The organism is Streptomyces sp. NPDC000229 (assembly GCF_040300825.1).
Taxonomy (GTDB): Bacteria; Actinomycetota; Actinomycetes; order Streptomycetales; family Streptomycetaceae; genus Streptomyces.
Map to the genome: position 1 here is coordinate 47,804 of NZ_JBEPEL010000040.1, position 12,224 is coordinate 60,027.

12 protein-coding genes and 1 pseudogene are annotated in these 12,224 nt (G+C 72.0%); 3 read left to right on the forward strand and 10 right to left on the reverse strand.

Going from position 1 to position 12,224, the window contains the following annotated elements; translation table 11 throughout:
• Positions 1-32: 32 nt before the first annotated feature.
• Together ABT360_RS20350 and ABT360_RS20355 are read right to left on the reverse strand one after the other, a co-directional pair.
• Positions 33-587: pseudogene (locus tag ABT360_RS20350) on the reverse strand (DUF6766 family protein); the annotation flags it as partial.
• A gap of 85 nt (positions 588-672) precedes the next feature.
• A complete protein-coding gene (locus ABT360_RS20355; RefSeq protein WP_351818059.1) occupies positions 673-1,074 on the reverse strand; it encodes a hypothetical protein in 402 nt (133 codons plus the stop codon).
• Positions 1,075-1,370: 296 nt separating this feature from the next.
• Between ABT360_RS20355 and ABT360_RS20360 the strand changes: the two genes are divergently transcribed.
• The gene (locus tag ABT360_RS20360) at positions 1,371-1,847 is read left to right on the forward strand and encodes a DUF6328 family protein (protein ID WP_351818062.1); all 477 of its coding nucleotides are present in this window, start codon (positions 1,371-1,373) and stop codon (positions 1,845-1,847) included.
• Here the strand turns inward: ABT360_RS20360 and ABT360_RS20365 are convergent.
• A complete protein-coding gene (locus ABT360_RS20365; RefSeq protein ID WP_351818066.1) occupies positions 1,826-3,382 on the reverse strand; it encodes an ATP-dependent DNA ligase in 1,557 nt (518 codons plus the stop codon). The two genes, ABT360_RS20360 and ABT360_RS20365, sit on opposite strands and share 22 nt — an antisense overlap.
• A 504-nt stretch (positions 3,383-3,886) precedes the next feature.
• On the opposite strand from ABT360_RS20365, the gene ABT360_RS20370 reads away from it, so the two are divergent.
• Positions 3,887-4,948, forward strand: a complete 1,062-nt coding sequence (locus ABT360_RS20370) for a phosphatidylinositol-specific phospholipase C domain-containing protein (protein ID WP_351818069.1) — start codon at positions 3,887-3,889, stop codon at positions 4,946-4,948.
• A 45-nt stretch (positions 4,949-4,993) separates the two neighbouring features.
• Here ABT360_RS20370 and ABT360_RS20375 read toward each other — a convergent pair whose 3' ends face one another.
• From ABT360_RS20375 to ABT360_RS20390, 4 genes are all read right to left on the reverse strand, one after another.
• A complete protein-coding gene (locus tag ABT360_RS20375) occupies positions 4,994-5,875 on the reverse strand; it encodes a DUF6397 family protein (RefSeq protein ID WP_351818072.1) in 882 nt (293 codons plus the stop codon).
• A gap of 120 nt (positions 5,876-5,995) precedes the next feature.
• Positions 5,996-6,409, reverse strand: a complete 414-nt coding sequence (locus ABT360_RS20380) for a roadblock/LC7 domain-containing protein (RefSeq protein WP_351818075.1) — start codon at positions 6,407-6,409, stop codon at positions 5,996-5,998.
• 241 nt (positions 6,410-6,650) lie between these two features.
• The gene (locus tag ABT360_RS20385) at positions 6,651-7,241 is read right to left on the reverse strand and encodes a GTP-binding protein (RefSeq protein ID WP_351818078.1); all 591 of its coding nucleotides are present in this window, start codon (positions 7,239-7,241) and stop codon (positions 6,651-6,653) included.
• 222 nt (positions 7,242-7,463) lie between these two features.
• Positions 7,464-7,964 (reverse strand): ATP-binding protein, encoded by a 501-nt coding sequence (locus ABT360_RS20390; protein WP_351818081.1) that lies wholly within the window; start codon positions 7,962-7,964, stop codon positions 7,464-7,466.
• Positions 7,965-8,140: 176 nt separating this feature from the next.
• Here ABT360_RS20390 and ABT360_RS20395 point away from each other — a divergent pair, with 176 nt between their 5' ends.
• Entirely contained in the window at positions 8,141-8,797 is a 657-nt protein-coding gene (locus ABT360_RS20395) for a dienelactone hydrolase family protein (RefSeq protein ID WP_351818084.1), read from the forward strand.
• A gap of 21 nt (positions 8,798-8,818) precedes the next feature.
• Here the strand turns inward: ABT360_RS20395 and ABT360_RS20400 are convergent, their stop codons facing one another.
• The 3 genes from ABT360_RS20400 to ABT360_RS20410 are packed head-to-tail and all read right to left on the reverse strand — an operon-like array spanning position 8,819 to position 12,115.
• Complete coding sequence (locus ABT360_RS20400) at positions 8,819-9,229, reverse strand: DUF742 domain-containing protein (RefSeq protein WP_351818087.1); 411 nt, start codon at positions 9,227-9,229, stop codon at positions 8,819-8,821.
• Positions 9,230-9,242: 13 nt separating this feature from the next.
• Positions 9,243-9,680: a roadblock/LC7 domain-containing protein gene (locus ABT360_RS20405; protein ID WP_351818090.1), complete on the reverse strand. Its 438-nt coding sequence runs from the start codon at positions 9,678-9,680 to the stop codon at positions 9,243-9,245.
• On the reverse strand, positions 9,677-12,115 hold the full coding sequence (locus ABT360_RS20410; RefSeq protein WP_444852285.1) for a sensor histidine kinase: 2,439 nt from the start codon (positions 12,113-12,115) through the stop codon (positions 9,677-9,679). Before ABT360_RS20410 ends, ABT360_RS20405 begins: the two co-directional genes overlap by 4 nt.
• Positions 12,116-12,224: the final 109 nt, after the last annotated feature.

The following is a 12,224-nucleotide window of genomic DNA, read 5'->3' on the forward strand; positions in this document are numbered from 1 at the left end:
GTGCGGCTCCAGAAGTCGGCGGTCAGGAGGTAGTCGGACCACGGGACCGGGTCCTGGAGGTCGCGCAGGCGTTCCTCGCCGTACGCGGCCGCGCCGGCGACCGACTGGGCGTACCAGGAGCCGACGAAGGCCAGGAACATCACCACGCCCAGGGACCGGGAGTACAGGGCCTGCCGGATGCCCCCGACAGAGGCCCAGCGGGGCGAGTCGGGGCCGGCGTACTCGCCCATGCGCTGGTCCTTCTCCGATTCCACGCCCGCCTTGTGCAGTTCCTTCGACTCCGGCGATCCGCGCTGGACCAGCCAGACGGTGGCGAAGAGGAACAGGAAGAACTGCAGGTACTCGGACTGCCAGTTCTCCGTGACGTCGACGGCGAAATGGGAGGTCGTCAGATAGTCGCCGAAGCCCAGCGCCCGGGCGCCGACGGAACGGAGGTCGTTGTTGTACGCGGCCTGCCCTGCCAGCGCCTGGCCGAAGAGCGCGGCGAGGAAGCCGGCGCCGAACACGAGGGAGATGCCGTTGTCCCGGAGGAAGCCGGTGAATCGGGTGGGGCGGGTAGGGCGGGCGAGGCGGGTTGCACGCGTCACTTGTGCATCATCCCCACCACACTGAAGAAGGCGAGGCCGCAGACCACCACGAGGAGATAGAGCAGGAACATGGTGCGCATGCGCGTCAGCCCCTCACGTGGCAGCGGTAGGGCTTTCGGTGGCGGGGGGTGCAGCCGGCCGCGTTGATCTTCCAGCCGTCCGCGAAGGAGGTGAGGAAGTAGGTGTCCTGGTCGAGCTCGACACGCGCCTGGTGACCGTACACATCGATGGTGCGAACCTCCCCCGGGTCAGGCAGATCTGCTTCGGCGAGCCCTGCCGCGCAGGTCGGGCCGGGGTCGTGGGCGAGCTCCTCGCGCGTGTCGGGAGCGACGTATTCGCAGGCGGCGGCGTTGTCCGAGGCCTGATGGCGGGCCGTGAAGGCGGTGGCGGCCTCGGACACGGCCCGGATCTCCTGCTGCGGGACCGAGCAGCCCGCGAGCGTCAGCGCGATCGGCACCAGGAGCGCGACGCAGGGGGTGGCACGCACGTGGCGCCGCTCCTTTCGGTTCCTGGCGTCCCGGGGCCCTCCCGGAGGTGTCGTACGAGCATGTGCGCTCCGTGCGCGCACGGTCACGTTCCACCTGCTCGACACCCGACGAGTTCCTACGGGTGCCGTACGGGCACGGGGCCCGCGCTTGATCCGGTCGTTCGGGGTTAGAAGACAGGTGCGGCACGGACTGCGGGAGGATGATCATGTCTGAGCAGACAGGGCGGGGTACGCCGAGAGGCGACGGCGGGACGGCGGAAGAGGAAGGGACGCGGGGAACGGCCGGGACAGCGGCAATGGCGCGTGGACGCGACGAGACGCCGGACGAGCGCGCGGACCGGCGCTGGGCCGAGCTGATCCAGGAGATCCGCGTCGCCCAGACGGGTGTGCAGATCCTCTTCGGCTTTCTGCTCACGGTGGTCTTCACGCCGAAGTTCGCCGACCTTCCGAGCGCCGACAAGACCATCTACATCATCACGGTGGCGCTGGGTGCCTCGGCGACCGGGGCGCTGATCGGGCCGGTGTCGTTCCACCGCATAGTGTCGGGGCGGCGCATCAAGCCGCAGGCCGTCGTCTGGGCGTCGCGGCTGACGTTCATAGGCCTTGTGCTGCTGCTGGCGACCCTGGTGTCGGCCCTGTTCCTGGTGCTGCGGGTCGCGACCCATGACGAGTTCGTTCCGTGGTTGGTCGCGGGGGTGGTGACCTGGTACATGCTGTGCTGGTTCGTGCTGCCGCTGTGGGCCAGGATCCGCTACACCACCATGGACGACTGACCGCCGCCGCCTGCCAGGACGCGATCGATGGTGTCTGCCTCCGCCGCCGGCTTGTCGGGGCGGTGGCGAAGCACGCGGGCGAACCGGAGCGCGACTCCGGCCGGGTAGCGCGGGGAGCGCTGCAGACCGTCGTAGGCGATCTCGACGACGAGCTCGGGACGGACGCGGACGGTGAAGCCGTCGTCCTCGACCGCCAGCTCCCGCAGCCGCTCGGTCTGCCACCGGAGCATGGCGTCGGTGAGGCCCTTGAACGTCTTGCCGAGCATCACGTACGAGTCGTCGGCGGCGCGGGCACCGAGGTGGAGGTTGGAGAGCAGGCCGGTGCGGCGGCCGTGGCCCCATTCGGCGGCGAGGACGACGAGGTCGAGGGTGTGCACGGGCTTGACCTTCAGCCACGAGCGGCCACGGCGGCCGGCGCTGTAGGGGGCGTCGAGTGCCTTGACCATGACTCCCTCGTGGCCACGCCGAAGCGTCTCGGCGAAGAAGGCTTCGGCCGCCTGCGTCCCCGCCGGGTCGCCGGGGTCCTCGACGAGGGTGCGCCGCACCCGCATGGGCTCGGGTACGAGCCGGGCGAGTACCTCGTGCCGCTCATGGCCGGGCAGGTCGACGAGGACGGCGCCGTCGGCGGCAAGGACGTCGAAGAACACCGGTGACACGGGCAGGGCGGCAGCGGCGGTCGCGACGTCGATGCGGGATCCGACGCGGGATGCGATGTCCTGGAACGGTACGGGGCGGCCGGCGGTGTCCAGGGCGATCACCTCGCCGTCCAGGACAAACTGATCCCCCGACAGCTCACGCGCCGCCGCCGTGATCTCCGGCAGCCGGTCGGTGATGTCGTCGAGCGACCGGGTGTAGAGGCGGACGTCGTCGCCGGCGCGGTGCACCTGGACGCGGATCCCGTCGAGCTTCTCCTCCACGACACAGGGGCCGAGCGCGGCGATGGCCTCGGTCACGCTTTTGGCGGTGTGGGCCAGCATCGGATGCACGGGACTGCCGACGCGCAGCTGGAACCGCTCCAGCGCGGCCGGCCCCTCTGCGAGCAGTACCTGAGCCACCCGGGGCAGTGACCCCTCGAGCATCACGGCCCGCCGTACGTCGGCGGCGGGCGCCTCTGCTGCCTTGGCGACGCCTTCGAGGGCGATGGCGTCCAGTGCACCCTGCCGGACCTCGCCGGTCAGGAGCCGCAGGAGGAACTGCTGCTCGGCCGCGGTGGCAGCGCCCATCAGCTCCCTCACCATCCGCCGTCGCTCCGCCTGCGAGCCCGGGCCGGCGACCTGCGCGAGTGCGGTCAGGGCGGCGTCGGTGGCGGCGACGGTGAGCGTGGCCGCAGCGGCGGGCGGGACGGGCTCCTTGAGGGTGCTCCAGCCGACACCGATCCGCCCCTGCGGGAGCCGCCCCGCGAGGTACGCGATGACCAGCGGGGCCTCCTCGGGGGAGGTCGCGGAGAACAGACCGGCCAGTGCGGCGATCTTGCGGGAGCGCGCGGAGGTGGCGGCGACCTGGTGGGAGACCTCCGCGAGTCGGGCCAGCAGCATGCGGCCATGGTGCACGCCCAACGCCCGCAGCGCACGCGCACGGCTACCCGCACCGGAGCGCGGCGCCCTTCTCGGCGGGCTACCGGCAGCCACCGCCCCCGCCGCGTGCCGGGCCCGCCGACGGAACGACGGTGCTCCGTGCGGGGCCCCGCCGGGCGGAGCGACGGTGCCACGTGCCGGGCCACGCAGGGCGGAACGACGGTGCCACGTGCCGGGCCCCGCCGGGCGGAACGACGGTGCCACGTGCCGGGCCCGTCGGCCTGGACGACGGGTAGGGGTGCGGGCGCTCCGGTTTGCCTGGCCGGGGGGCTCGGCTTGTCACCCACGGGTGACCGACGTCCTTCCACCGGGCACGGGGCCACGGAGTCACTGAGAAGCGCTCTCCGTTTCTGTTCACGCAGCCACCAGGTCTCCCTACATTCACCCAACTCCCCTACGCTTCGCTCGACTTGATGGACTCCGACAGGGAGACAGGGGCTCACGATGAAGGTGTCGCGTACCGCGATGACAGCCGCGTCCGCCGTACTGGCCGGGGCGCTCTCCCTCGGGGCCGCCCCGGGCGAGGCCCGCTCCGCCGATGCGGCGTCGGCCGATCCCGGGCAGTTGGCCTACTCCGACTCCACCGGGGTGGGTGTCCACAACGCGTACGAGAAAACCACGTATCCCTACTTCGCCGACGCGTTGGACTCGGGTGCGGGGATGCTGGAGATCGACGTGTGGACGAACGCGTTCGGCAGATCGTGGCGCGTTTCGCACAGCAACCCCCTCGGTAACGACAACAACTGCGTGAACGCCGCGCACGCGGGTGAGCTGCGCTCCAAGCCCAGGAACCAGGACCTGGGCGGGTGTCTGGCGGACATCCGGGCGTGGCACGACGCCCATCCGGGGCATCGGCCCATCCTGCTGAAGATCGAGTTGAAGGACGGTTTCCAGGCGAAGAACGGTCGGGGCCCGGCGGCGCTGGACGCACTGCTGGCCGCCCGGCTCGGCGATGCCCTGTTCCGTCCGGCCGATCTGGCCGGCCGACATGCGGACCTCGACACAGCCGTGCGGACGGACGGCTGGCCCATGCGTTCGGCACTGGCCGGGAAGTTCGTCGTTGAACTCATCCCGGGCACCGTCGAGCAGGACAACCCGATGGACACCCTGTGGACCGACCGCGAGTACGCCACGCATCTGCGGAACCTGGCGGCAGCGGGTCGACTGCGGGAGGCGGCCGCGTTCCCCGCGGTGCACCGTGCCGCCGCGGGAGATCCCCGCACCCGGTACGCGGACCCCGGGATACGCCCCTGGTTCGTCGTCTTCGACGGCGACGCCTCCGCCTATGCAGGCGGCTCCATCGACACCGGCTGGTACAACAGTCGTCACTACCTGGTGGTGATGACGGACGCGCACAATGTGGCGCCCGCCATCGACGGCACCCACCCGACCGAGGCACAGGCCAGGGAGCGGGTCGCCCTGCTGGCCGGACGACACGCCAGCATCGTGTCGGCCGACTGGCACCCCCTGCCCGCCGTGCTGTCGACCGTGCTGCCCCGCGGCGGTGCTCAGGGCTCGGCGTATTGATCAGGCAGATCGCACCCGGTTCCCCGTAGGCACGCTGAGCAGTTGTCAGAGGGCTTGGCCGGCACGGATCGTCCTGCGCCGGCCGAGCCGGAGCCGGGTGAGCAGCCCGGTACGGCCGGGCCCATGCTTCGGCGGCGGCAGGCGGTGGCCGGTGTCGTCCGAGCGGGGAGCGGGCCGATGCGCCCGTGCCTCGTCCAGAGTGTGTGCCAGGCTCATGCGGTGCCAGAGGATCTCGTCCGGGTCGTTCGCCAGCAGGAGCCGGTCGACGATGTCCCGGGCGGCGAGGGACTCCGGCCGCGCGCTCGGCGGCTCGGGCCGGAGCCGGTCGAGGTACGCCCGTTCGTCCGGATCACCGACCACCTCCGCCACATGGACCGCCGAGAGGAGCGACGCGATGGCGGCCGCGGCCGCCCAGGGGTCCTCGGCCTGGCGCAGCAGAAGGCCGAGACGTCGTGCGCGCCAGTTGCGTGGGCGGACGTCCTCGCCCCTGTCCAGCTTGGCTCGCACCGCAGCCGGCAGTCTGCCGGTGAGCAGGTCGGGATGCCGGTCGGCGAACTCCTGGACCTCGCCCGCTGCATAGAGCCACACGACGGCCCGATAGCGGTTGAGGTAGAAGGTGACCGGGCTGAAGTGCCCCGTTCTGGCCAGCTTGGTGAAGCGGTCGCCGGTGATCGAGGCGAGCTCGGCCGCGCTCGTCGTGCCGACGGTACGCACGCGCTCCCGCAGACCGGTCGGGAAGTCCGGCGCGGCACGCAGCCGCTCGATCTCCTCCGTGGCCACCCGGCGCCGCCCGCCGTTGACACCGGGCACGGTCCGCACGTGGCCCAGTTGGACGGCGAGCTCGAACTCGTTCCTCCTCAGCTCCAGTTGCTGCGCGGCGCGCCCGTAGGCAACGGTGTGCGCGGTGACTGCGTCCTTGACCGTCATGGCGACTTCCCCCGTGAGAATCGATTACGTTGCGTCACGAAGGTAGCGCGGTCGGGGCCGCTCGCGTCCGGCCTGTGGAAAACCTCGACCGGACGCGGTGTCACCGCTGGTCGGCACCCGTCAGCGGTCGGTGAGTGCCCCGCCGCCGGGTTGTCGGGCTGCGACCGCGAGATGCTCACCGACCCGGTTGACGAGGAGCGTCATCTCGTAGGCGACCTGGCCGACATCGGCCTCCGCCGCGCTGAGTACGCACAGGCAGCTGCCCTCACCCGCCGCGGTGACGAAGAGCATCGCGTCGTCGAACTCCACCATCGTCTGGCGGGCCCTGCCCACGCCGAAGTGCCGGCCGGATCCGCGGGCGAGACTGTGCAGCCCGGAGGAAACGGCGGCGAGGTGCTCCGCGTCCTCCCGTGCCAGCCCGGCGCTCGCGGCGGTGACCAGGCCGTCGTTGGACAGCACCAAGGCGTGCCGTATGTATTCGACCCGTTTCGTCAGGTCGTCCAGGAGCCAGTCGAGTCCTTTGTCCAGAGCCATGTCCGGTCCTCCCCGTTTCCCACGTTCCCCGCTGCCTCGTAAGCCTTACGCACTGACGTGAGCAGGGCAAGCATCCCGGAGGGGCGTGCGACCGCGGAAGGGCACCGCTCGCAGGCGGAAAGCCCCGGTGGATCGCCGGTGCATCACCGTTGCATCACCGGTGGATGGGGTGAGCAGGACGTCGCGGCCCGCGGCGGACCGGCCCTGGCCAGGGCGCGGGCGGCTTTCCCCGCGCCGGACCCTAGGAGATCGAGTCGACCAGCCGGGCGGTGTGCACGCGCCCCGCGTGTTCGACAAGGCGTATCAGGACTTCCTTGCCGGAGTCCCGGTCGCGCGCGTCGCACAGGACGACCGGTGTGCCGCGGTCGAGGTCGAGTGCGCGCGACACCTCGTGGGCGCCATGGGCCCGGGCCCCGGGGAAGCAGTTCACGGCGACGACGAACGGGATGTGGCGGTGCTCGAAGTAGTCGACCGCCGGGAAGCACGCGTCCAGGCGCCGTGTGTCGGCGAGGACGACGGCGCCCAGGGCTCCTTGGGACAGTTCGTCCCACAGGAACCAGAACCGGTCCTGTCCCGGTGTACCGAAGAGATAGAGCGACAGCCCGGAACGGATGGTGATGCGGCCGAAGTCCATGGCGACGGTGGTGGTGGTCTTCTGGTCCACTCCCCCGGTGTCGTCGACCAGTTGACCGGCCTGGCTGAGCTGTTCCTCGGTACGCAGGGGCCGGATTTCGCTGACCGCGCCCACCAGGGTCGTCTTGCCGACCCCGAAGCCACCGGCGACCAGGATCTTGAGGGCGAGGGCGGTGGTGTCGGACCGCTCGGAGGCCATCGATCACTCCTCTCAGGAGTGGGCTCGGGGTCGGCAGACAGGCCGGCACCAGTACAAGGACCAGTACAGACGTTCTGGGTGAGGCCAGCAGTATGGCAACCAGGGTGCCCGGCCCGGGCGATGTGATCGCTTTTTGAGTGATGTGACTGTTCTGGCCCCTTGGGATGTCCACTTGAGTGCGCGCTTCTGACATGGCGGGGCAACCGCCACGCGGTGCGGGGGTCAGGTCGGGCGGGGGGAGAGGGAGGGCCCGACGGCGAATCCGCCGTGGCCGTCCAGCCGCACTTCCAGCACGCTGTCGAACCCGTCCGAGAGGGAGGGCTTGCGCAGCCGCCCGTGGGTGGCGTGGATGCCGACGTCAGGGACGCGGTCCCGCCCCTCCCGTGCGGCATTGCGCCGCAGGGAGCCAGCTGTGTCCGGAGGGAACCAATAGGCCGTCACCGTCGCGCCATGGGCGCGGCCCGCGGCCACCAGGGGGCGCCACTCCTCCGGCGACGGGTTGGTGTTGTCGACCGCGACCGGCCGTCCGGCGGAGAGCGCCGCCTCGACCAGGCGCATCTGCCGTTGCTGCTTGTTGCGGGCGGCGCGGGGGAAGAGGTCCTTGCTCACCCTTACATGGCTGCCGGCGAGGTACCGCTCGTAGAAGGTGGACTTACCGGCGGCCTGCAGTCCGACGAGTACGGCGATCTCCAGTGCCTGGCCGTCCTGCGGCGTCCGCTCCATCCGGGCCTCCTTCCTCGCCGGATCGGGGCGTCCGGGGGCATCCGGCCCAGCGCACCCGGTGCCGGGCATCCGTCCCAAGGTCATGGGTACCCGATGGTCCGACCGTACGGGCAGTGGTGACGAGGTTCCCGGATCCCTGCGGTGCGGGGCAGGACCCGGCACGGGAGGTGGACCCCATGGCATTGGCGTCGGAGGCGGTCTCCATTGCCGCTGGTGAGGTCACGCTGGCCGGAGATCTGGCCCTGCCCCGTGATGCGCGGGGTGTGGTGGCGTTCGCCCACGGCAGCGGCAGCTCGCGGCACAGCCCCCGCAACCGCGCGGTGGCCGGGGCCTTGCGGGAGGCGGGACTGGGCACCCTGCTCATGGACCTCCTCACCGCGGCCGAGGAGCGCGTGGACATGGTCACCGCCGAGCTCCGGTTCGACATCCCGCTGCTGGGACGCCGTATGACGGCGGCGGTGGACTGGCTGCGCGGCCGGCGGGACACCGGTGGCCTCCCGGTGGGGCTGTTCGGTGCCAGTACGGGCGCCGCCGCGGCGCTCGTGGCGGCCGCCGAGAGGGCGGAGGAGGTGCGTGCCGTGGTCTCGCGCGGCGGTCGCCCGGATCTCGCGGGCGCCGCCCTCGCCGGCGTACGGGCGCCGGTACTGCTGGTGGTCGGCGGTCGTGACCACGACGTGCTGCGGCTGAACGAGGAGGCGGCGCGGCAGCTGACCGCCCCGTGCGAACTCCGTGTGATTCCGGGAGCCACCCACCTCTTCGAGGAGCCGGGAACGCTGGAGCAGGCCGCGGACGCCGCACGGGACTGGTTCCTCCAGATGAGCCCGGAGCCCTGAGAGCGGCTGGCGCAACGGTGCCTAGAGGGCCCTGAGACCGTCGATCACCTCTCGCAGGATCCTTTCGTCGGGCAGCTGCGCGGGCGGTACGGGACGGCTGACCCCTACGTACCCGGCTTCGAGGAGGTCACCGAGGAGGACGCGCACGACACCGACGGGCAGATCCGCGTCGGCGGCCAGTTCGGCCACGGACTGGGTCTCGGAACGGCACAGGGAGAGCAGGGCGCGGTGTTCGGGGCCCAGGAGGGCCTCTTCGGCGGTTCCGGGCGGGCTGTCGTCGACGACGACGAGAGCGATGAGATCGAACCGTACGTTGTTCGGACCGGGCTTGGTGCGGCCTCCGGTCATCGCGTACGGGCGGACGAGGGGCCCGGCGTCGGCGTCGTACCAGTGGGCGCCCACGTACGCCCCGGTGCCGCTGTCCTCGGTCATGGTGCGTCCCCGGTCAGCCGGTGGCGGGCGGGGTGGCGACGACACGAGGCGCAGTGCGCAGGTGCTCACCGACGCGTTTGACGAGGCGGGCCATCTCGTACGCGATCAGGCCGATGTCGGCACTCGCCGCACTCAGTACGGCCAGACACGAGCCGTCCCCGGCCGCGGCCACGAACAGGAACGCGTCGTCCATCTCGACCATCGTCTGGCGTACGCCGCCGGCGTGGAAGTGCCGGCCCGCGCCCTTGGCGAGGCTGTGGAACCCCGAGGCGACGGCGGCGAGGTGTTCGGCGTCCTCACGGGTGAGCGCACTGGAGGCCCCCACGGCGAGGCCGTCGTTGGAGAGGACGACGGCGTGCCGTACATCGCGTACGCGAGAGGCGAGGTCGTCCAGGAGCCAGTCCATTTCGCCGGACGCGCAGCGGGGGGCGATCCCCTCGTGCTCGATCATCCTTCGTCTCCTTGGAGGGTGCGGGTACGGGGACGGGTGCCCGGGGCAGGGGTGGTACCGGGCCCGGCGACGCCACGGGCCCAGCCGTCGCGGTAGGCCGTCATGCGGGCCCTGACCAGTTCGGGCGTGCGTCCGTCGGGGACGTTCGTGCCCGAGTGCAAGTCCTGGTCCTGGTCCGGGTGCGGGTGCGGGTGCGGGTCGGCGTCGAGGGTCCGGTGGGCCGCGGGAGCCTCGCGCAGCTGCGGGACGAGGTGCGCCTGGCGTACGCGGCGGGGCAGGCCTCCTGGATCGCCATCCGAGGCGCCGCCGAGGGACTCTCCACGGGGCTGCGGCGTGCTCGGGGGGCTGGGGGTGGGGCTGGGCGGCGGGCGCAGCGTGGTGACGGCGGCCGGCTGGGGCTCTTCGGGGTGGGTGGGGAGCGTCGCCGCGCGGTGTGCGGGCACGGGGGCGGGTGCGGCCCTGTCGTGCGGGGGTGGCGGCGCGGGCGTGGGTGCGGCCGGGACCTCCGGGCGGCCGGGAGAAAGGGCGGTGTGCAGCAGAGCGGTGGGCAGCAGAACGACGGCTGTCGTGCCCCCGTACGGGGAGGTGCGCAGATGGACCTTGATGTCATGGCGTGCGGAGAGTCTGCTGACCACGAACAGACCGAGGCGATCGCTGTCGAAGAGGTCCAGCGCCTCGGAGTGCTCGATGCGGCGGTTGGCCTGTTCCAGAGCCTCCTTGCCCATGCCCAGACCCCGGTCCTCGATCTCCAGGGCGTAGCCGTTGCCGACCGGTTCGCCGGTGACACGGACCTTGGTGTGGGGCGGGGAGAACTGGGCGGCGTTCTCGACGAGTTCGGCGAGCAGGTGGGTGAGGTCGGCGACGGCGGCGCCGATGACCGCCGTCTCCGGCAGCTGCCGCACCTCCACGCGCGCGTAGTCCTCGATTTCGGAAACCGCCGCCCTTACGACGTTGGTCAGCGGCACGGGCGTCCGCCAGGCACGGCCGGGCGCGGCGCCCGAGAGGATGATGAGGCTCTCGGCGTGTCTCCGCATCCGGGTCGTCAGATGGTCGAGGCGGAAGAGGTCGCCGAGTTCGGCCGGGTCGTCCACTCGGCGCTCCATGCTGTCCAGGAGGTTCAGCTGCCGGTGGACCAGGACCTGGCTGCGCCGGGCGAGGTTGACGAAGACCCCGGAGATGCCCCGGCTGAGCTCTGCGCGTTCGACGGCGGCGCTGAGCGCGGCCCGGTGCACGGTGCCGAGTGCCTCGCCGACGTGTCCGATCTCGTCCTGGGCGGGCCGCCCCGGTGGGGCTTCCGCGTGGATGTCGAGCTCGTCGCCCGCGCGCAGTCGCCGCATGGCGTGCGGGAGTTTGTGGCGGGCGATCTCCAGGGCGGTGTTGCGGAGCGTGACCAGTTCGACGACGAGGGCGCGCCCGATGCGTACGGAGATGACGAGGGAGGCGGCGACGGCGGCGAGGCCGAGGAGGACGGCCGCTCCGGCGGCCGTCAGGACGCCTCCCGCGAAGGGCTCGGCGCGGTCGGCGGCGCTTCGGCGGGCGTCGGTCTCCAGGGCGGCCAGTGCGTCACGTACGGCGGTGTGGTCACGCTCCCAGGCTGTGGCGGGCACGACGGTGGCCGCCCGGCGCCCTGCGGGGGCGGTGACGATCCGGTTCTCGGCCGCCGTGATCCGCCGGTACGCGTTCTGCGCGGAGAGCCGGTGCCAGGCGTCGTGGTCGGGGCGGAGCAGGTCGGCGGTGGCGGACCGGAGCAGGGTGCGGCGGGTCTCCACGGCGCCGGTGAACAGCCGCAGACGCTGGTGGGCGAAATCCTTCGTGAGGTGGGCGGAGGTCAGGAGGGCGTCCTCACGGGCGAGCATCTCGCCGGCGCGGGACAGTTCCAGGAGCACGCGTGCGTGGGAACCGTTGTGGGCGCCCTGGATGCCGGTCAGGGCACCGCTCACGTCGAAGCCCGCCGTGATGGCGGACGTGTACCGCGCGTAGACGGTGTCCCACTGGGCCTTGCGGTCGAGGGCGGCCGAGCGGAGGGCGGACAGCCGCTGTACCTGGTCGGTGAACTCACGTATGCGGCCGGACAGTTCCGGCGGCAGGTCGCCTCCGTCCGCGACGGTGTGCCCGTCGTCCAGGAGGAGCGTCGCGACGGCGGCGTCCGTGCGCCGGGCCTGCTGCTGGAGTTCGGCGGCGGTCCCGGACAGCCCCGTTGCGGTACCGGCGCCGGGTGCGGCGACCTGGCGTACGGCGGCGCGGCGTTCGGCCTGGAGGGATGTGACGGCGGCGGCCACCGGGCCGCGTATCCGCTCGTCCACGCGGTGCAGTTCGCGCAGCCGGGCCACGTCCTGGGCGGTGGTGACGGTGGCGAAGCCCCACAGGGCGAGGAGGGACACGACGGGCACCATCAGCAGGGCGATGATCCTGGCGCGTACGGTTCTGGGCCGCAGGCGCCGACGTTCGCGGCGCGGTGCACGGGGGTGGCCGGCCCCATCGTACGGATGCGGTACGGGTTCGGATCCGGGGACGACCCCGGACCCCCGGCAGGCTACCGTCCGC